Below are 20,784 nucleotides of genomic sequence, written 5' to 3' on the forward strand. Positions count from 1 at the left end.
TAAAGTTGTCCCCTAAATAATTTGGCTTTCCCCCTAAATTATTTGGTTACCCTTTTTGTGGTCAGACTTTTTAATATATTTGACTATTATAGATTGATTTGTTTATACAAAATAATCTTCAGGTGGATTATCTGAATCGATCCATATAAATGAAATATGAATATCACTTGATTGAGAAGTTTTATATAGTCTTATACCATTAATACCAAGTTCATTTAATTTGGTAACTGTCAGTGGCTCATATTCTTCTAATTGGAATACATTTCTTAGGATCCATTCTCCTAAATATGTTTGTTTTTTAACTGATTCAATTGCTTTTCCTGCTTGTTGCGTAATATATGCTTTTATTGAGTCTCCAGATGGTTCAAATATTAAATTAAATTCTCTATTTGCTGGGTTTGTGATTATATTTTTCTTATTATCAAATTCAAGTGTATTGTCTCCAAAAAAATTAGGATAATTACTATGAAATTTAAAAGAATTAGGGATTGGAATGTATAATTCATTTTTTGGTCTAAATAATAATTTTAAAGTTTCGTTTGTTAATGTTTCATTTTTTTGTTGTAAAATGAAATCAATAAATTTTTTTCTTTCAGTTGCTTTACAAATCTTAGCATCTTTAGTTTTGGCTTCAGAAAAGAGATAGTGCTCAATATATGAAATAATTTTATTATATGTTATCGTATCGAGTTCTCTTATAAATTGTTTTTTAAATTTATCTAAGTTACGTTTTCTTTGTGAGATTGGCGATTTAGAACCAACACCATAAAATGAATTAAATCCACTGAATAATTCAACTTCGTTATTTTTGTTAGTAATTTTCCATGAATAGGATTCTATAATCTCATTTGTACCTATTTCCAAATTGAAGTTATCAGCATATTCAGCGATTTTTGCAAAAATGTCATAAGCATTTTGCGCATATTGTACGTTCCATGATTCTTTGACGATATTAGTATTATCAAAATCCATATATAATTGGCAATCTGCAGATGTATATTTATACTTATGTATCCCATCAGTGAATTCAAAGTTTGATGGATGACTTTTCCCTGTGCAGCCTATTATTTTTAAATTATTAATATCAATGAGAGTATAGGGAGTTTCACCAACATGAATTTGTGCAGTACCATTTGTATTGGAATTTAGATTTTTATTTGACGGCATTAGTACATGATAAATAGCTTCTACATTATCGTTTTCATGGATATTAAATCCTTTAATATTTGCTATTGATGATTGAATTCTTTGATTACGTAATTTAGCTATATTTTTAGCAAGAGTTAAATATATATTGTTGTTTATTTTATTTATTTGTTCTTTTGTTTTATTTAAAGAATTTTTATTAATAGTATTAATTAATGGTGACCATAAGTCATTTTGAGCTTTAAATTGGGCCACTTTTTGATAGTTTGAGCTAAATCCAAATGTTTTGATACCAATTAAGTATTTAGTCTCTTGATTTTTTTTGTTTTTTTCTTTTAGGGCAACATCGAAGGAAGTATTGGATATATCTTCTGCCGATGCCCCAAATACTTTTTGAAATATTGTTTCTTGAAATTTTGAATTAATTATTGGAGTTAAAAGAGTGTTATTGTTATTGTTTTTCTGAGAAAACATTTCAGTTAAGCTAGAAAAAGCCAAAATCATTCTTTTATACTCATCTTTTTTTTCTTTATTTAAATTTTTCCACATATTAAATACCTCTCATGATTAATTATACATTAATTATAAATAAAATAAACCATTATAATCCGATAATATTAAAATATATGAAAAATATTACAAATATATGAAAAATATATATACAATAATTTTATAATATGATATCTTTAAATTGTAAGATATATTCTAAATGAGGTGGAAATATGCATAATACTGAAACAAAAAGAGATAGATTTGTTAGATTGGCTGAAGCAAGAACAAATAAAATAATAGATATGATTCAATTGCTATCAAATTGTTCAAATACTAGTACGTATGAATATACATCAAAAGACGTAGATAAAATATTTAATGCAATTGAATTAGAATTAAAGGAAGCAAAAAAGAAGTTTAGTAAGGTTGATTGTAGAAAGAATACAAAATTCACTTTGGAGGACTAATAATATGAACGAACTTTCACAAATTCCACAAAACTACAAAAATAGTGTAAATTGGATAATAGGAGCCTATGAAGGTGCAGGAGTTTCTTTTCCAAATGGTTTTCAAAAAGATGCTATACAAAATGCGGTTGGAGCGCGTAAAACCAAAAAATGGAAAAATTGGAAGTGTGATATTTCGGTAGTTAAAAATGAAAAAGGTGTATATGTTATAGTAGAAGATTTTGGAACACAGGGGTTAACTGGGAAAAATATGTCTACTGATGATATAAATAAATATATGGAAAAAGATATTTCATTAGGAAGTAATGAGAGACTTGCTAGGTTTACATCTATGTTTAATTCAGGTGGTAATACAACTGGAGGAGGTCTTTTTGGTGCTGGGAAAAGTGTATATTCAGTAGCCTCTAATGATTATACGTATTATTTTGATTCCTTAAGAGAAGATGGTATTTATATAGCAAATCATAATAAAGCGGGTCAAGTTCATAAAAAGGCATTTGAAAATGAAGAAGCCAAAAGGTTTATTAAGTCAGAATTAGGACTAGAAAATAAAACCACTGTTGGGACAAGAGTGATTATTGTTAATCCAAAAAAAGAATTAATGGATTCAATTAATTCGGGTGAGATAATAAAATACATTCAAGAGTCTTGGTGGTTAATAATAGAAAGATTGCCTCAAGATTCATGTATTTCAGTTAATGGTGTACCTGTGGGTTTGCCTGATAATTATAAGAATGGTAACAAAGTGTTTGAATTAGAATCACCTGAGAAGTATTCTGATACTAGTTATCGTGTAAAACATTTTGGACTATATGTTTTTGAAGATGGTAAAAACATTTGGCAAGGTATATCTTATTATAGGAAAGGTATGAAAATTGGAGAGATTGATTTAAAAGATATTCCATCCAAAATTAATAAGAAATTTTGGGGTTATATTGAGGTTGATGAATCATGGGAAGAAGAGCTTGCAGAAATAGAAGATACTGTTCATTTTGGCGTTAATAAATATAAAAAAACAAGGAGACAATTTCAGAATTTAAGAAACTACACAAATAAAAAATTCAAAGACTTGCTTATAGGATGGGGATATATTAAAGATCGTGAGTCTGAGGATAGAAAATTAAAACAAGAATTACAAGAAATTGCAGAGGATATACAAGGATTATTTGATAGCTTAGGATTTGAGGATTTAGGAAAAGGTCCTCAAAAATCAAATTTTGATGTGAGATTAAAGAATATATCTTATCCTCAAGCTGGGACAGAGAAAGTAACATCTAATGACATGATTTCATTTTGTATAAGAATATCAAATTCTTATTTAACTAAAAAGAAATTTGATATTAGTATTAATATAATTGACGCAAAAACACACGAAAGTATTTCAAATATTTACAATAACGAAATATCTATAAATCCTTCCAATATTCATGACGAGGTAATAAGACACAAAGTAACATCAATAAACTCGAGACAATATTCAGAAAATAGAATAGTAATTAAAGTAAAAGTAATTGGAAGTAATAAGGAAAAAAATAAGGAATTACCATTCTTTTATGATGTTGATAAACCAGATAATTCAAGAGAAATAGTAAAAATGACAGTTCATTCATGTGAGTTTCCAAATGAACAGAGCAGGAGAGTTAATTATGGTGAATCCTTAAAAAATATTACATATAGGCTGGAAAATAAAAGAAATCAACCCCTTAGCTATAAATTAAGTATTAGAGTCCATAATGCAACTGATCCGATGAATCAAATGATTGAACATGTAGCATCATTTGAAGGTTTAATGATGCCGTTTGAAGAAGTAATAACAGAACCTATAAAGGAAATTAAATTCTCTAAAGAGGTATATGAAAAATATATACAAAAGGGTGTTTTGGAATTACGTGCAACTTTAATTGCTAATGACGATGATGATATGTATGAAAAAGGGGATAAAATTACTTTTTACTATTTGAAATTTTACTTAAATTCTGATGAAAAGAATGGAAAAAATGATGCATTTGATATAAAAAGTCAAGATTTACCAGATAATCCAAAAAGATCGTGGTGTGAAGCAGGTGATAATAGAGTAATAATTTTAAATGTTGGACATATAGCATATACAAGATTATCAGATTATCCAGAGCTACAGCATGAATATCTACGAGAACAAATGTTAAAACAATATGTTTTGCTATACTTAGATGAAGGTAAATTTGATATGTTTGATGTGGATAATAAAAAATTTACAGATATGGATCCACAAGATGCAGCGAATAATATAATTAACAAAATTGAAGATATATACTATAAAAGTATAAGTTAGGAGTGCTATGAGTAAATTAGTAACAATTGATAGTAAAGGAAGAATATTTTATGATGGTATGCTTTCTTCAAAAGAAAAGGCATCTGTTGATGATATACTTAACGCATTAAAAAAAGAAATTCCCGAAATTGAGACAGATATCGAGGAACGATTTGGAAAAGGAGTTATGTCTAAATATAACTTAGGATTAATTTTAGGAGAATTTTTAGAAAAATATGATATACCAGTTTATGAAAGAAGAAGGTTTTGGGATGAAATAAAAATTTTAGCTTCAAATATAGATAGAAAACGTGATGAAGGAAAAAATTCCTCAAGAAGAAGCTTTTATGAGCAATGTTTTGTGCTTTCAACAATTGATGTAGATGTAGTTGAAAAACTATCGTGGAGACAGTGGCAAAGTTTGCTAGACAGAACCATTATAGATAATGATCCTAGAATTCTTGATTGGATTGGTATTCAAAATGAGAAAATTAAAGAGGATGAATGGAGAGAATTTTTAAAAGCCCTTAATGAATATTTAAAAAATAAAGATACACAAGTATTTAATAATGAAGAACTGTTTGATATTTATTCCTCAATATTAAATATGAATAAATATTGGTTAAAAGAGTTCAAAAAATTTTGCGAAGAACATCCTAAATCTGCTAAAATTAAGAATAAAACAACTTGGTCAAAAAAATATATTAAAGCATGTTTTAAGTTAAAACGTAAGATGAAATCAAGAATTATAACAGATGAAATATGTTCAATTTCTTTTAAAGAATTAATGAGCTAGGGCAAATAAGGGTTCCCTTTTTAGTGATAAAATTAAGGTATATACAATGAAAAGATAGATATTTTATTTATCTTTTTATTATACTAGAAATTAGTACATTCATTGCATTTATTATGAAAAATATAACAAAATTAGCCATAGTCTCAACCTATACCAACATATATAAAAAACATATTACTCATCTATTTATTCCATTGATAAAATAATGATGAATACGAAAGGAATGAATATAATGAGTCAATTAAATAGATATGAATTTGTAGGTAGTTTTTTAAGACCAGATAGATTAAAACAAGCAAGAAAAGATTTTGAAGCAGGAAATATAACTAAAGAAGCACTCACTCAAGTAGAAGATGAATGTATTGTTGAATTAGTTAATAAATTAAAAGAATTAGGATATCATACAATTACTGATGGTGAATTTAGACGTTCAACTTGGCATTTAGACTTTATGTGGGGATTTAATGGGGTAGAACATAAAAAGACAATTGATGGTAATCAAACATTTGATGGTGAAGCAGCCATGATTGATGATACATATATGACAGGTAAAATTTCTGTTAAAAACCATCCATTTGTAGAACACTTTAAATTTGTTAAAACATTAGAAGATGAAAATACTGTTGCTAAACAAACTATTCCTTCACCAGGACAATTCTATGCTTTCTTTACAGGTGCTGATTTATTAGATAAAACATTAGAAATCTATGGTAGTGAAGAAGCTTTTGCTAGTGATGTAGTCAAAGGATATGTAGAATTTGTTAATGAAATCTACGCAGCAGGATGTCATCAATTACAATTTGATGATTGTGTATGGGGTGGTATGGTTAACCCTAAACTAGCAGTTGGCTTAACTGGTAGAACTGGAGAAGCATTAGAAAAATATAAAGAATTATTATTAGATTTAAATAATCAAGTTGTAGCTCAGGCACCAAAAGATTTAATGATTAATACACATGTATGTAGAGGTAATTATCATTCTACTTACTTTAGTTCAGGTGCTTATGATGGTGTTGCTGATCTATTATTTGGTAAAGAAAATGTAGATGCTTATTTCTTAGAATATGATGATGAACGTTCTGGTGGCTTTGCTCCACTTAGACAAGTAACAGGAGATAAAAAAGTGGTCTTAGGTTTAATTACAACAAAAAGACCAGATTTAGAAGATAAAGAATTAGTAATCAGAAGAATTCATGAAGCTTCTAAATATGTTCCTTTAGATAGATTATATTTAAGTCCACAATGTGGTTTTGCTTCTTGTGAAATTGGTAATAAATTAACAGAAGAACAACAATGGGCTAAATTAAAATTAGTTAAAGAAATAGCAGAAGAAGTGTGGGGATAACCCATACTTCTTTTATAATTTTTATTTTTTATACCAGTGATAATGACAATCTCTACATGCCCATTCACTAGATACTTTCTTTTTAATCCCTTTAGTAAAAGGAATAGACATACCACCAGTTAAAAGAGCAGCTGTGACTTTACTTTTAGAAGTCACTTTCTTTTTTCTTTTTATTTTAAAAGATTGAGCATTATACATTGGATCCATGAAATCATCTTTAAAATGCTGTACACTTGTAAAATATTTGACATCTTTATAATGATTAGGATTCATACATCCAGGTTCAATATAATCATATCCTCCTGGAGCATCATCATATAAATAAATGTTGGTACTGCCACACTTTGGACAATGATTAGCACCATACTTTTTCTTTTGATTTATATTTGATTGTTTACTAACTGTAGGTTGATAGGTTATCTTTCCTGTAAGCATATCCCAAAAGCCCCATAAAAAGATAGTAATGATAAAGAATAAAAAACCCATTGTGATACCTAATCCTATTATTCTAAATAGCGATTTATAATGATAGTTTTGTGTTACAAAATAGATACCAATGATGATTTCAATGACAAGTACTAATAAATAATGATGATGAGGTGTTAAAGAATTCTTAGTCATTTCATCAATTATTTGTTGATTTTGTTTTGTAAAATCATCAATGATAACAGTGGCTTCAATTATTGTAAGATGATTCTTTTTAGCGAAATCTTTAATACATCCACCCCTATAATAATTACCATTATGTATATATTTTTTAATAAATTCTTTTGTAACAACTGGTGTCTTTTCCATTTGCATCCCTTACTTTTTTATATTATAATTCAAAACCATCTTTAAAGGCTTTACCAACAACATCTCCTAATACACGATAAGTATTAGAAATCATATCAAAAGCAATAATTTCCATCTTATCTACATCTATTTTTCCTTGATCATCTAAATAATCTTCATCTACTGATACATTAACTACATTACCAATTAAAATACCATCATCAAATGATTCAACAGTACATTCTAATGTTAAAGGATATTCTTCAATAATAGGTGCATCTACTTTACTACCATGAATAACATGAACACCTGATTTAGCTATTTTATCTTCTTTATTACCTGAAACAACACCAAAGTAGTCAGAAATTTTTTCTGTTTTCTTTGTTGCGAAAGCAACAGTAAAAGCTTTCTTTAATTCTAGATTATCTGTTGTTTTATGTTTAGAAAGTGAAATCATAATTTGATTGTAATCATAAACACCACCCCAGGCAGCATTCATTACATTTGCTTTTCCATTTTCATCATAAGTACCAATCATTAATACTGGTAAAGGCATAAACTGCATTTTATCTCCTAAGTCTTTTCTCATTTTATATTTCCTCCTTACTATAAGTATAACATTCATACTTATTTATGAAAGTGAAATAATATGAAGGTAAGTAAGATATTGATTAAATGTAGAAAATAAAGTTGATATTTTCGACTGTCTACTAAGAATTGATTACTTATTTAATTTTCTTTATAATAATTGTAGACAGGAATGTTCCTTCGCCCATATTGGCGGGGGTGACATTCCTGTTTTTATGTTCAAATATTGTAATTAGGCATGATACTTGATAATTAAGAATAAAAGTTTGTATCAACTTTTTTGATAAAACTATACATCATTTTAGATATGATCCTTATCAAGGCTTGTTTTAATATGTAATTTGGTTTTATAATGACTATAATAAAAAGAGGTGATTAAGATTATGGAAAGAAAATTTAAGCGTTATAATCGAGAAGATATCTTATTATCAGATGAAGAAATGATTGAATTTGAAGAATGGTCTAAAGCCTTAGAAAGAGGTCTTGAAAGAAAAAATGCCAAAAAGGAAATGGTTTTGAAATATTTTCATAAATCTTATCCTGGATATAATGATGATTTTTTACAAGATCTTACATTAGATGAATATGATTTAGTATTTGATATGTTATTAGATTCTAAAGACATAGAAAGCATAAAAAAAGAAATTCTGTAAGGAATTTCTTTTTTTACTTCTTGAAATGACATATTCAATTAAAGTTAATTACGATATAATAAAGATAATAGACAACAAGGAGAAAACAAAAATGAGTAAGATAGTGTTTTTAGATGTAGATGGAACATTAATTGATTATGAAACAAAATTACCAGCATCGGCTAGGCAAGCAGTAGATATTGCTAGAGCCAATGGTCATCAGGTCTATATTTGTACAGGATGTTCTAAAGATGAAATTCTACAAAGAAATCTATGTGATTTAGATGGCATGATTTTAGGTAATGGAACATATGTAGAAGATCATGATCAAGTCATTATGCATCGTGCTATGCCTTTAGAAGAAGTAAAAAAAGTAGTGCAGTGGTGTCGAGATAGAAACCTCGCCTTTTATCTAGAAACAAACAGTGGAGTTTACTGTAATGATCAAATGATACAAGATGGACCTGATGTTATGGTTAAATATGGTCAAGGTAAAGGGGCTGATTTATCGCAAGCTAAAGAAAAAGCAAATGAATTTATTGGTTCATTTACTTTAATTCATGGTGATGAATTTTATCGAGAAGATGTAAATAAAATAGATTTTATTATTAGAGATTATCAAGATCATTTAGATGCGATAAAAGATTTCCCTCATTTAGCACATAATACTTGGGGCGGTAAAGGGGAATTGGCTTTATTTAGCGATTTAGGACCAACAGGTATCAATAAAAAATATGCTATCGAAGTCCTATTAGATTATTTACATGCAGATAAAAAAGATACGATTTCTTTTGGTGATGCAAAAGTGGATTTATCAATGTTTGAATGTTGCGCTTATAATGTAGCTATGGGTAATGGTGGACCAGAGATTAAAGCGGCAGCTGATTATGTAACCAGTGATGTTAATGATGATGGTTTATATCATGCTTTTAAATATTTAAAATTAATATAGGAGAAAGAAATATGGGTAAAATTGTATTTTTAGATGTAGATGGAACATTAATTGATTATGAAGCAAAAATGCCAGCATCAGCTGGAAAAGCAGTAGATATGGCTAGGGCGAATGGACATAAAGTCTATATTTGTACAGGTTGTTCTAAAGCTGAAATTCTACAAAGAGATTTATGTGATTTAGATGGGATGATTGGTGGTAATGGAGCGTATGTAGAAGATCAAGGACATGTGGTCATGCACCAAGGTTTATCAAAAGAGGATGTAAAGAATATTGTTGATTGGTGTAATGAAAGACATATTGGTTTTTATTTAGAAGCCAATAGTGGGATGTATTGTAATGACTATATGTTAGAACAAGGACCAGAAACAATGGTGAAATATGCTCGAGGTAAAGGGGCTAATCTAGAAGATGCCAAAACTTCGGCTCAACACTTTATTGATGGTTTTATTCACTTACAAGGTCAAGATTTATACCGTGATGATGTCAATAAAATAAGTTTTATTTTAAGAACATATCAAGATCATTTAGATTCTAAAAAAGACTTTCCTCATTTAGTAGCGAATACTTGGGGAGGTAAAGGAGAAGTGGCATTATTTGGTGACTTAGGACCTACAGGTATTACTAAAAGACACGCTATTGAAGTCTTATTAGATTACTTACACGCAGATAAAAAAGATACGATTTCTTTTGGTGACGCTAAAATTGACTTATCAATGTTTGAATGTTGTAACTATAATGTAGCAATGGGTAATGGTGGACCTGAAATTAAAGCAGCAGCTGATTACATTACTGATGATGTCAATGAAGATGGTTTATATCATGCTTTTAAATATTTAAAATTAATCTAATCAAAGGATTGTTTGAAATAATAGATTTTGATAGAATAAATTTATAAAAGGGAGTAGCTTGCCGATTAACCGGTTCACTTCTTCGTCAGTACAGTTATAAAATTTATAGCTCGGAAAGTGATTGAATAGCGAGACTTTTACTGCAACGCAGTAGGAGTCCGCTTTTTTCATACCTACTGCAAAATAAAAAGAAGGGGGTCATTGTTATGATTAAACAAATTATTATTTTATTAGTAGGTTTTATTTTTCTGGTAAAAGGAGCTGATTGGTTTGTAGAGGGAGCAGCCAACATAGCAAGAAAATTGGGTATTCCCCAATTAATTATAGGACTTACTATTGTTGCTATGGGAACAAGTATGCCTGAAGCAGCAGTTAGTATTACAGCGGCCTTACAACAAAATGCCGGTATTACTATTGGAAATGTTGTAGGAAGTAATATCTTAAATATTTTTATTATATTAGGTATTACCTCGCTTATAACGAATGTGAAAATACATAAATCAACCATTCATTATGAAATTCCTTTTATGATTTTTATTACAATCATGCTTATTATCTTTGGTATTACTGATATGAAAATTACCTTTATTGAAGGTATATTCTTGTGGATACTTTTCTTAGCTTATCTTGTTTACTTATTTATCATGGCAAAAAATGGTGAAAATCAAGATGAAGAAAAGAATGTTCCTATCTGGAAATGTCTTGGTTTTATTCTTATTGGAGGAATTTTTGTTATTAAGGGTAGTGACTTTGCGGTAAGTGGAGCAAGTGCAATTGCAAGATATTTTGGAATGAGTGAAAGATTTATAGGTCTTACTATTGTTGCTTTTGGGACATCGCTCCCTGAACTTGTGACTTCGGTAACTGCCGCAAAAAGAGGAAATGCTGGAATTGCAATTGGAAATATTGTAGGAAGTAATATTTTTAATATTCTTTTTGTTATTGGAACAACGGCTCTTATTTGTAGTGTTCCTTTTGAAAGTAAATTTATTATTGACGGAATGATTGCTGTTGGAGCTGGCTTAGTTTTATGGTTTGGTACAATGAAACATCAAGAATTAAGAAAGCCTTGTGGTATTATCATGCTTCTTTGTTATATGTTTTATTTTATTTATTTGTGTTTGATGTAAATGTTATTTACAAATTGATAATAAAATCATTTAAGAAATGAGAATGGTCATTCATTCTCATTTTTTTATATTTATGAAATTTTTAAAATCATTAAACTACAGGTGAGGTGAGAAAATGAATAGAGAAAAACAAGTGATGATGTTACATAAAAAAGGGTATAACTGTGCTCAAGCCTTTTTAAGTTGTTATCAAGATGTCTTAGATATAGATGAAAAGAAATTATTTAAAATGGTAGAAGGACTAGGCAGAGGAATTGCCGGATTAGAAGAAATATGTTGTATACCGGTATTAATGGCTATGTTGACCTCTTATTTAGAAACCAGTGACGGAAGTCTTGATCATCCTCAATCTAAACTTAAAAGTTATGCTTGTGGTAAATGTTTAGCCATGGATTTTAAAGAACAAATAGGGGCGATACATTGCCATCGTATATTAGAAATCAATCAAGAAAGAAAAAGAGATTGTAGTGAAGTATTAAGACAAGGGGTCGCTATTTTAGACGAATGTCTAAAATAAAAAGAAGAACTAGTCTTCTTTCAATTTTTCTTCAATAATTTTATTATCAATCTCACGGTTCAATTCTACTCGTTTAGCGACATTGATTTTATAGTCAATGTTAGCTTGATAGTTTAATGAAAATAAACATGAATAAAGAATATCTAAAATCAGATGAATAGATTGTAAAGAAGTAAATCCAGCAATCTTAGAAAATGATTTTTCACGAGTAGAGATATGAAGCGAAACATCAGCCAAATCAGATAAACTATTTTGTCCTAAACTGGTAATCGCAATTATAGGAACCTGATTTTCTTTTAAAAAGTGGGCTGTTTTTAATAAAGTAGGGGTTTCCCCAGAATAAGATAAACAAATAGCACATTCATCTTTGGTCGTCATAATAGCATCTTGAAACTGGTTATCCTGAACGGAGTGAATATATGCTGTTTTATGAATACGATTTAATTTGAAGACAAATTCTTCACCCGCATAGTTAAGATTTGCGATAGCAAAGACTTTAATAACTTTAGCTTTTCTTAAAATTTGAATGGCTTTTTGCAAAGAATCATGATGTAACAGGGATGCAGTATCTTTAGCACTTTCAATATGTAATTGAACAATCTTATGAGCTATATCCATCATTGTATCTTGATTTGTAAAAGGGTAGTTAGGATCAATATTTTGAAAGTGATTTTTAAGATAAATCACTTCATCTAAATAAGCTTCTTTCATCTCTAACCAACCATCAAAACCTAATTTATGGGCAATTCTTATTAAAGTAGAAGGGGCAGTATAAGTTTCATCACCAATCATTTTAGCCGAATAATCTTTAATATTTTCTTGTTGTTTTAAAATGAAATCAATGACGAGTTGTTCATTATGAGAAAACTTATATTCTTTCAGCTTTTCTTGTAAAAGCATATCATCACCTCTTTTTCTATTATATAAAAAATGAAGGAGTAGATAAAATGAATTTTTTAAAACGTTATCAAAATAGTTATCTCAGTTATTTCCTTATGTATTTCTTCTTTTTCTTTTGTGTTGCTTTCTTTTCTGGTTTTATTTCAGTTTATTTAATGGATAAAGGATTTAAAGCAACTCAAGTAAGTTTTGTCGTATCTTGTTCTTTTATATTATCGGTTGTTTTACAACCGATAATAGGGAAGATGAATGATTTATATGAATCAAGATATGTTAATAGTTTACTTTTATTAATAGCCGGTATGTTGAGTATCATTTTTATCTTTTTAGATAATCTTTATCTTATTGCTTTAGTTTATAGTTTGGTTTTATCGATGACGAATGGAACTAATCCCATTATTGAAAGAATGGCTATTCTTTCAAGATTCCCTTATGGCGCTATTAGAGTATGGGCAACGATAGGTTATGCTGTAGCGACAATGATTTCTGGTTTTCTTTACCAAAATATAGGAGCAGGAAGTTTATATGTCTTATTTACTATTGGTGAAATATTATGTGTAATTGGAATTTTAGGAACGAGAAGTATGCTTCCTGAAGTTACGGAAACTAAAAAGGTTTCAATGAAAGAAGTTTTTAAGATTAAACATATTCCTTATTATCTCATCATTGTATGTTTATTTTATGGTGTGACTAATGTTCATCATTTATATTTACCAGCGATGCTTAAATATAGTGGTTTAAAGATGGATGATGTTTCGATTGTCATTTTCTTTTCCACTTTATCAGAAGTACCGGTTATTTTATTATCGAAGTTTTATATGAATCGTTTTACAAATAAACAATTACTCATGAGTGTCTTTGTTTTATTAATTATTCAATTCTTTACTTTTAGTTTTATCACTTCTTTATGGATTCAAATTATCGTTGTCTTTTTAACTAAAACCGTTGCTACAATGGCTTTTGTGATGATCAATCTAAAAATCATAACCACCATTGTAATACCCACACTACAAAATACAGCACTATCTTTAGTATCTGCCTGTAAGAGTTTTGCTTCTATTGTTTTTCAATTATTAGCGGGATATATGATAGATTATTTATCTTATCAGAAGTTTTATCTTGTTTTATTTGTTTTTTCAATGATTGGTATGATTCTTATTTGTTTCTTTAAAGTACCAACCAATCAAAAACTCAAATTATTTCACTAGGAGGAACATATGTTAAAGAAATATAAAAATAGTTATTTAAGTTATTTTTTAATGTATAACTTTTATTATTTATCATGGGCTGTCTTTTCTGCGTTAATTTCAGTTTATTTATTAGATAAAGGTTTTAAAGCAAGTGAAGTCTCGCTGGTTGTTTCAACATCATTTTTAACCTCGATGTTAGCCCAACCTGTAATCGGGGTGTTAAGTGATCGTTATGATGTTAAAATTGTTAATCTGGTCTTGTTTATCCTTGCAGGGGTAGGTGGACTTTATTTTATGTATGCAAGTCATCTTATTTCCATTATTATTGGTTATAGTTTTGTGCTTACACTCATTAATGGAACTAATCCAGTTATGGAAAAGATTGCATCATCTTCACCTTATCAATATGGAAAAATTAGAATATGGGGAACGATAGGTTACGCTATTGGTTCATGGTTAGCAGGAACAATTTATGATTTCATTGCCCCTCAAGCTATTTTTGTATGTTTTATCATCACGATGATATTATGTATTATAGGTTTATTAGGAACACAAACGCCTCATGACTTAGTTAAAAAAGAAGTTACAAATGAAAAAGATCATCATTTAATTCATAATCATCAATATTTATATTATCTTGTTATCGCTTGTTTATTTCAAGGTCTAACAAATATGGCTAATACTTATATTCCTTCTATGTTTCATCATGAAGGATTAGCTGTAGGTGTAGTTTCAACAATCTTATCATTTGCTGTTTTATGTGAAGCACCTATTGTTTTATTTTCTCATAAATTCATGGATAAATTAGCTAATAAAAAATTACTGATTATTGCTTATATGATGATTATTGTTCAATTTTTATGTTATGCCTTTAACGTAGCCATGCCCTTTCAAGTTATTATCACGCTTCTTACAAAACATCCTTCAGGTATGTTGTTTATTATGATTAACTTAAAAGTAGTCAGTACATTAGTTGATGAAAAACATCAAATTACAGCATTAGCGATAGTTCAAACATTAAGAAACTTAAGTTCAATCGTTTTTCAAAATATAGCCGGTATGATTTTAGATGTTTCTACATATCAAATCTTATTTATGATATCGGTGATTATTTTAATCGTTGGTTTAGTATTGGTCTTATTCTTTAAAATACCTGATGGTAACAATCAAAAACTATTTAATTAAAAATATGATAGAATAATATCCAAGGAGGAATCCTCATGGATGAACAAATCATATATCAAGTATTAGAAACAGTAAGTGAAATACCAAAAGGTAAAGTAGCGACTTATGGTCAGATTGCTAGATTAATAGGTAGAGAAAAAAATAGTCGTTTAGTTGGTAAAATTCTTTCGATGTCATCGTATTATGGTAAGTATCCTTGTCATCGAGTGGTTAATCATGCAGGAAGACTTGTTCCTGGATGGGATGAACAAGCACAGTTATTAGAAAATGAGGGTGTCGTATTAAAAGATGAATATCATGTTGATTTAAAGAAATATCAGTGGAAATGTTAAAAAGACAAGAAATCTCATGAAAAGATAACTTGTCTTTTTTTATTTGACATTACTGTATTGCTTTAAGAAGTTCTTCAGGTACCACACCAAATAGTTTTCCTAATGCAATTAAGTTGGTTGTACTTGGTGCACAAGCACTACTTTCCCATTTAGAAACCGCTTGTCGACTTACGCCTAAAGATTCAGCTACAAACTCTTGGGTCATTTTACAAGTTGTGCGATGTTGTTTTAAAACTTCGCCAAGACTTTTAGCGTTCTTCTCTTTTTCTTTTCTTACTGGGGCAGCTTTAGTGTATTTTCTTAGTGCCTTAATAATAAGATAAAGAAGATAAACTCCAATAGCGATAAGAATAAGCTAGATCATAAATACCAGATAAAATACAGGATATACATTCATTTTTGAAATTCTCCTTTCATTTTTACATGTTTATCATATTATTTTAGAGTAGGTTGCTCTACCAACTATGGCGCAACTTTTTGTTGCTTAGGACAATTTATATTTGTTAGAAGTATTATACTTCAATTTGATTAAGGTAATATGAAGAAAATGATATGTTAGACAATTTTAGAAACAGTATTTATAATAAAAATAAAGAGGTGAATAACATGGATGAAAAAGAAAAGATGAAGGCTGGATTATGGTATGACGCTAATAATGATCAAGAATTGGTTCAACAAAGATTAGTATGTCAGGATCTATGTTTTAAATTAAATCAATTAAAACCAAGTGACGTAAAAAGAGATGAAGTGATTAAAGAAATATTAGGGTATGAACCTAATGGTTTAGTATTACTTAGTCCTTTTACAGCTGATTATGGTAAAAATATAAAACTAGGTAATGATGTTTTTATTAATATTAATAATTATTTTATGGACGGAGCGACAATTGATATTGGCGATCATGTTTTCATTGGTCCATCATGTGGCTTTTATACAGCCAATCATCCTTTAGATTATCATCGTCGTAATCAAGGATTGGAAAAAGCATTACCTATTCAAGTAGGAGATAATTGTTGGTTTGGTGCCAATGTCTCAGTTATGCCAGGTGTAACCATTGGTGAAGGCTGTGTGATTGCGGCTGGAAGTGTCGTCACTAAAGATATGCCAGATAATAGTTTAATTGCTGGAGTACCGGCTAAAGTCATAAAATCAATAGAACAAAAATAAGTGTCATTCTTAGTGAATGGCACTTTTTAAATACTTTGTTTTATTGATTCACCTAAATAAGTTAAACTGCATTCAATACGAGCAGGAATTCAATGAAGTATATTAAAAAAATATTAAGAATTATACTAAGATATTCTTAATATTTTTTATGTAAAATGATTTTAGAAAATAGATAAGGTAAAAAAGGGGGATATTATATTGAATCTTGTTTTAAGTAGTCAATTAGGTGTTACTGTTCAACTTGGTATGTTTGATGCCATTAAAGATATGTTTTTTGTTAATCCTGTTTTTTTATTTGGAATCATTGTTATATGTATGATGGTTATGATCATTTATAAGAAAAATGGAATAATGCCCAAAGTGAAAACAGTGATTTTGTTATTGTTATTTTATTACTACTTATGTGTTATGCTAACAAATATAGTAGGTATTCCTTGTATTAGTGAATATATAAGAATGGCAAGATTAAAAGTGGGTATTTTTAATCCTCATATAAATTTGATGCCATTTATTGATGGATTGAGTCTAGGATTTTTAATGAATATCATTTTATTTATTCCTTTGGTTTTTTATGTCCACTTATCGCTGAAAAAAATCAACATATAAAAAATATACTACTCATTGGTTGTGGACTTTCTTTTTCAATAGAAATGGTTCAGTTATTTACTTTATATAGAGTAACAGACATAAATGATTTGCTTGCCAATGTGATGGGAACAGTTATAGGTTATTTTTGTTATAGGATTATACATAAGATAACAAAAAGTCATATCAAGACTCAGGATAATATGTGGTATGTGCCTGTTGTTATCATCATAACTACATTTATTTTAGGCTTTTTTAGATAAGTTATATCTGGTTTGGAAATCATATCAAATATATTATTTTTTGATGCTATAATAAACGATGAGGTGAATTTTATGGGATGGTTTGATTTCATTCAACTCATTATACTCTTATTGATGGGTTATGATTTATTTATACGTTTGATAAAAAATAAAAAATACTTATTGATTATACTTGTTATTCTTGCTGGGTTGTTTATTGTTCATAGAATCACTTTTGCTATCATGATGAATATTATCTTTATACTTGCATTATATGATTTAGTGACACTAATCATGAAAAAGACGAAGTATCATCATTATTTCAAGATGAATCTTAAAAAGATGGTAATTATTATTTGTTGTGGTCTTTTAATAAGTGGGTATGGTATTTATAATGCTCATCATATTGTCACAACACATTATGATATCACGATTGATAAAAAAGTAGATAATACAAGGTTATTAGTGGCTTCGGATATTCATTTATCAACGGCTTTAAAACCACAAGATTTAAATAAACTGATTGAACAAACAAAAAAATCTAAACCTGATGGCGTTGTTTTATTAGGTGATATCTATGACGAAAAAACGACAAAAGATGATTTTAAACAATCATTAAAGATATGGGAGAAACTATCTCATTTATGCCCTGTCTATTATGTCGAAGGAAATCATGAAATTGGTTTTCAAGGTGTCCAGCCTTTAAAACAATTACATGTTATTTCTCATTTAAAAAAGGTCGGGGTTCATGTATTAACAGATGAAGTAACTCAACTCAATTCATTATATCTTATTGGCAGACAAGATTATTCAATTAAAAATAGAAAGCCTTTAAAAAACATCATATCATCACTTGATAATCAACATGCTTTTATCTTATTAGATCATCAACCAAGAGATTATAAACTCAATAAGAAGTTAGGCATTGATCTTGAATTATCTGGACATACACATGCAGGACAATTATTTCCTTTAAAACAAGTTTATGATTTATTGGGTATTAATGATTTAAATTATGGTTATAAAGATATGCAATCATTTCAGGCTATTGTGACTTCAGGAATGGGTTCATGGGGGTTTGCGATGAAAACATCAGGATATAGTGAAATGGTGATTGTAGATATTCAGGGAAAATAAAAGTTTTGCGATTGAAAATGAATAATTTTGTATAAAAAAACAACGATGACTCGTTGTTTAGCGAATATGTGATTTACCAATCATATAATCTATTTCTAATTCTAAAATGGTTGTCCCTTTTACCATTTGATCTTGATAAGGATGCTTTGGGGCTAAAGATGAAACAAGCTTCAATAAAGCATTCTTTTTTGTTTCAAAATCAGTAACTTCTTTTAAAGTACCATAAATAGCGACAGATTCATGATTATGAGTTCCGACTTCTTTGTTAATGCCTAAATCACGAATAACAAGATAACTGGCTCTGGAATTGATGCCCTTTAATTTAAAACCACTTTTTGCACAATGGAAATAAAGATGACCATCTAAAACAATATGATTTAAAGCAACGCTATAAGGTAAGTCGTTAACAGAAAAAGCAAGGACCCCATAAGTGATTTCATTAATTAATTGTTCACATTGTTTTAATGAAATAAGTTGTTTAGTTTTACGATTTTTTGTTGGTAAAGAAAACTTAAGTAATGATTCAAAGTCTTCTTGATAGTGCATAATATGACATCCTTCTACTGGAATAATATCTGTACCATCTTTAACGATAACCAAATAACGATAAGTAGGGTTAATAAGTTGATCTTGTCTAAAAATATAAATAAGATTGTCCTGATATGTATTGATAATTTCTTTCATAATTTTCTCCTTAAATATATGATAAAGAAAATCAACAAGATAAATCAAGTTTTTTATATTTTATTGTTTGATATATATTCACAAAGATCCAACCGGCACCACATGCAAGGGCAACACCTGCTAATCCATAACGACCAATAAGAAGATAAGATAAAATGATGCGGATAGTGACATGCATTGATGTTCCTTTAAAAGGGACATCAACACGACCAATCCCTCGATAAAAACTAACATAAGCATTACCGATAAAACAAAAGATATATAATAAACAAATAGTGACCATATAATGATAAGTTTCTTGAATAATCAGATGTTGACTTGCATCTACAAACAATAAGGTCATCGGTTGAGTAAGACATATCATAATAATGGAAAAGATCACAACAAACCCCATCATCAGTTTTAATCCTTTATAAAAACATTCTTTCGTTCTTTCAAGGTGATGACCTCCATAGTTTTGTCCTACCATAATTGAAATAGCGACACAACCACTATCACCAAATGAATTAATAAAACCTTCAATTCTTGAAGTAATCGCATAAGCAGTAATAATATGCATACCGGCACTATTGATTGCACCTTGAATAAGTAACTTACCTAAATACAAACTAGATTGATGTAAAGCAGAAATAAATCCATAATGAATGGTTGTTTTTAATAAAGGTTTAATATTCGTGATTTCATTAAAATGAAAACAAATAAAAGAATAACGATGCACTAAATAATAAGTACAAAATAAAGATGAAATAAATTGAGAAATAATAGTTGCAAAGGCTAGTGATTGAATACCTAAATGTAAGCCAATGACAAAAATACTATCTAAAATAATATTCATACCAATCGACAATCCTAAAATATAAAGAGCCATCTTAGAATCACCAAAAGCCCTTAATACCGAAGAACTCCAATTATAAATAAAAGTAACAAATAAAAAACAAATAATAATCATTAAATATTTCTTTACGAGATAGAAAATATCTAAAGGAGTAGCCAGTAATCTTAAAAACAAGTCTAAGTTAAAAATACCAATTAAAGATAAACTACCAACAAAGATGAAACCTACTAATAAAGAAATAAAGATTTCTTTTTTAATCCCTAATTCATTTCTTTCACCATAATACTGACAAAAAATAATTGTCACGCCATTACAACAACCATTAATCATAAAGATAAACAGATTCATTATGCTTCCTGCTGTACCAATGGCACTAAAAGCATTTTGACTAATCCATTGACCAGCAATAAAACTATCAATTGTATTATAAAACTGTTGTAATATATTTCCTAAAATAAGCGGTATAGCTAAAAAGATAAGTTGTTTATAAATATTTCCTTTTGTTAGATCGTTCATATATTTCACTCCCAAAAAGAAGTATAAATAA

The 20,784-nt window shown here is 28.7% G+C and carries 23 protein-coding genes; 16 read left to right on the forward strand and 7 right to left on the reverse strand.

From position 1 onward, the window contains the following. Positions 1-102: 102 nt before the first annotated feature. Complete coding sequence (locus DW911_RS06960; protein WP_118607633.1) at positions 103-1,695, reverse strand: hypothetical protein; 1,593 nt, start codon at positions 1,693-1,695, stop codon at positions 103-105. Positions 1,696-1,868: 173 nt separating this feature from the next. On the opposite strand from DW911_RS06960, the gene DW911_RS06965 reads away from it, so the two are divergent. The 4 genes from DW911_RS06965 to DW911_RS06980 all read left to right on the forward strand — a co-directional run bounded on the left by DW911_RS06965 (position 1,869) and on the right by DW911_RS06980 (position 6,536). Further along, entirely contained in the window at positions 1,869-2,105 is a 237-nt protein-coding gene (locus DW911_RS06965; RefSeq protein WP_118431352.1) for a hypothetical protein, read from the forward strand. 4 nt (positions 2,106-2,109) lie between these two features. After that, complete coding sequence (locus tag DW911_RS06970) at positions 2,110-4,416, forward strand: hypothetical protein (RefSeq protein WP_118431350.1); 2,307 nt, start codon at positions 2,110-2,112, stop codon at positions 4,414-4,416. A 7-nt stretch (positions 4,417-4,423) separates the two neighbouring features. Then, positions 4,424-5,191, forward strand: a complete 768-nt coding sequence (locus DW911_RS06975; RefSeq protein ID WP_118431348.1) for an ATP-dependent helicase — start codon at positions 4,424-4,426, stop codon at positions 5,189-5,191. Between the two features lie 232 nt (positions 5,192-5,423). Further along, entirely contained in the window at positions 5,424-6,536 is a 1,113-nt protein-coding gene (locus DW911_RS06980) for a 5-methyltetrahydropteroyltriglutamate--homocysteine S-methyltransferase (protein WP_118607634.1), read from the forward strand. A 21-nt stretch (positions 6,537-6,557) separates the two neighbouring features. Here DW911_RS06980 and DW911_RS06985 read toward each other — a convergent pair whose 3' ends face one another. Together DW911_RS06985 and DW911_RS06990 are read right to left on the reverse strand one after the other, a co-directional pair. After that, entirely contained in the window at positions 6,558-7,331 is a 774-nt protein-coding gene (locus DW911_RS06985) for a hypothetical protein (RefSeq protein ID WP_118431344.1), read from the reverse strand. Positions 7,332-7,353: 22 nt separating this feature from the next. Beyond that, positions 7,354-7,899 (reverse strand): flavin reductase family protein, encoded by a 546-nt coding sequence (locus tag DW911_RS06990; protein WP_118431342.1) that lies wholly within the window; start codon positions 7,897-7,899, stop codon positions 7,354-7,356. Between the two features lie 382 nt (positions 7,900-8,281). Here DW911_RS06990 and DW911_RS06995 point away from each other — a divergent pair, with 382 nt between their 5' ends. The 5 genes from DW911_RS06995 (at position 8,282) to DW911_RS07015 (ending at position 11,980) form a co-directional block, all read left to right on the forward strand. Then, the gene (locus tag DW911_RS06995; RefSeq protein WP_118431340.1) at positions 8,282-8,551 is read left to right on the forward strand and encodes a hypothetical protein; all 270 of its coding nucleotides are present in this window, start codon (positions 8,282-8,284) and stop codon (positions 8,549-8,551) included. 91 nt (positions 8,552-8,642) lie between these two features. After that, positions 8,643-9,482: an HAD family hydrolase gene (locus DW911_RS07000; protein WP_118431338.1), complete on the forward strand. Its 840-nt coding sequence runs from the start codon at positions 8,643-8,645 to the stop codon at positions 9,480-9,482. A gap of 11 nt (positions 9,483-9,493) precedes the next feature. Next, entirely contained in the window at positions 9,494-10,333 is an 840-nt protein-coding gene (locus DW911_RS07005; RefSeq protein ID WP_118431336.1) for an HAD family hydrolase, read from the forward strand. Between the two features lie 206 nt (positions 10,334-10,539). After that, positions 10,540-11,463 (forward strand): calcium/sodium antiporter, encoded by a 924-nt coding sequence (locus DW911_RS07010; protein WP_118431334.1) that lies wholly within the window; start codon positions 10,540-10,542, stop codon positions 11,461-11,463. Between the two features lie 115 nt (positions 11,464-11,578). Further along, a complete protein-coding gene (locus tag DW911_RS07015; protein ID WP_118607635.1) occupies positions 11,579-11,980 on the forward strand; it encodes a C-GCAxxG-C-C family protein in 402 nt (133 codons plus the stop codon). A gap of 9 nt (positions 11,981-11,989) precedes the next feature. Here DW911_RS07015 and DW911_RS07020 read toward each other — a convergent pair whose 3' ends face one another. Continuing rightward, complete coding sequence (locus DW911_RS07020) at positions 11,990-12,880, reverse strand: MurR/RpiR family transcriptional regulator (RefSeq protein ID WP_118607636.1); 891 nt, start codon at positions 12,878-12,880, stop codon at positions 11,990-11,992. A gap of 47 nt (positions 12,881-12,927) precedes the next feature. On the opposite strand from DW911_RS07020, the gene DW911_RS07025 reads away from it, so the two are divergent. Genes DW911_RS07025 through DW911_RS07035 form a run of 3 tightly spaced genes read left to right on the forward strand, consistent with a single transcriptional unit; the run spans position 12,928 to position 15,587 of the window. After that, entirely contained in the window at positions 12,928-14,088 is a 1,161-nt protein-coding gene (locus DW911_RS07025; protein WP_118431328.1) for an MFS transporter, read from the forward strand. A 9-nt stretch (positions 14,089-14,097) separates the two neighbouring features. Beyond that, positions 14,098-15,255, forward strand: coding sequence for an MFS transporter (locus DW911_RS07030; protein ID WP_118431326.1), 1,158 nt, complete (start codon positions 14,098-14,100; stop codon positions 15,253-15,255). Between the two features lie 35 nt (positions 15,256-15,290). Continuing rightward, positions 15,291-15,587 (forward strand): MGMT family protein, encoded by a 297-nt coding sequence (locus tag DW911_RS07035; protein ID WP_118431324.1) that lies wholly within the window; start codon positions 15,291-15,293, stop codon positions 15,585-15,587. A gap of 49 nt (positions 15,588-15,636) precedes the next feature. On the opposite strand, the gene DW911_RS11245 is transcribed toward DW911_RS07035, so the two are convergent. Next, positions 15,637-15,939, reverse strand: coding sequence for a helix-turn-helix domain-containing protein (locus DW911_RS11245; protein ID WP_335673708.1), 303 nt, complete (start codon positions 15,937-15,939; stop codon positions 15,637-15,639). 254 nt (positions 15,940-16,193) lie between these two features. Between DW911_RS11245 and DW911_RS07045 the strand changes: the two genes are divergently transcribed. The 4 genes from DW911_RS07045 (at position 16,194) to DW911_RS07055 (ending at position 18,718) form a co-directional block, all read left to right on the forward strand. Beyond that, positions 16,194-16,754 (forward strand): sugar O-acetyltransferase, encoded by a 561-nt coding sequence (locus DW911_RS07045; protein WP_118431320.1) that lies wholly within the window; start codon positions 16,194-16,196, stop codon positions 16,752-16,754. Positions 16,755-16,952: 198 nt separating this feature from the next. Beyond that, on the forward strand, positions 16,953-17,360 hold the full coding sequence (locus DW911_RS11000) for a hypothetical protein (RefSeq protein WP_199669464.1): 408 nt from the start codon (positions 16,953-16,955) through the stop codon (positions 17,358-17,360). Next, positions 17,336-17,602 carry a VanZ family protein gene (locus DW911_RS11345; RefSeq protein WP_442896711.1) on the forward strand — a complete coding sequence of 89 codons (267 nt, stop codon included), beginning with the start codon at positions 17,336-17,338 and terminating at the stop codon, positions 17,600-17,602. Before DW911_RS11000 ends, DW911_RS11345 begins: the two co-directional genes overlap by 25 nt. A gap of 72 nt (positions 17,603-17,674) precedes the next feature. Further along, positions 17,675-18,718 carry a metallophosphoesterase gene (locus tag DW911_RS07055; protein ID WP_118607637.1) on the forward strand — a complete coding sequence of 348 codons (1,044 nt, stop codon included), beginning with the start codon at positions 17,675-17,677 and terminating at the stop codon, positions 18,716-18,718. Between the two features lie 57 nt (positions 18,719-18,775). Here DW911_RS07055 and DW911_RS07060 read toward each other — a convergent pair whose 3' ends face one another. Beyond that, entirely contained in the window at positions 18,776-19,402 is a 627-nt protein-coding gene (locus tag DW911_RS07060; protein ID WP_118607638.1) for a pyridoxamine 5'-phosphate oxidase family protein, read from the reverse strand. 31 nt (positions 19,403-19,433) lie between these two features. After that, positions 19,434-20,753: an MATE family efflux transporter gene (locus DW911_RS07065; protein ID WP_158575440.1), complete on the reverse strand. Its 1,320-nt coding sequence runs from the start codon at positions 20,751-20,753 to the stop codon at positions 19,434-19,436. Positions 20,754-20,784 lie beyond the last annotated feature (31 nt).

Source organism: Erysipelatoclostridium sp. AM42-17 (genome assembly GCF_003480255.1).
Taxonomy (GTDB): Bacteria; Bacillota_I; Bacilli_A; order Erysipelotrichales; family Coprobacillaceae; genus Faecalibacillus.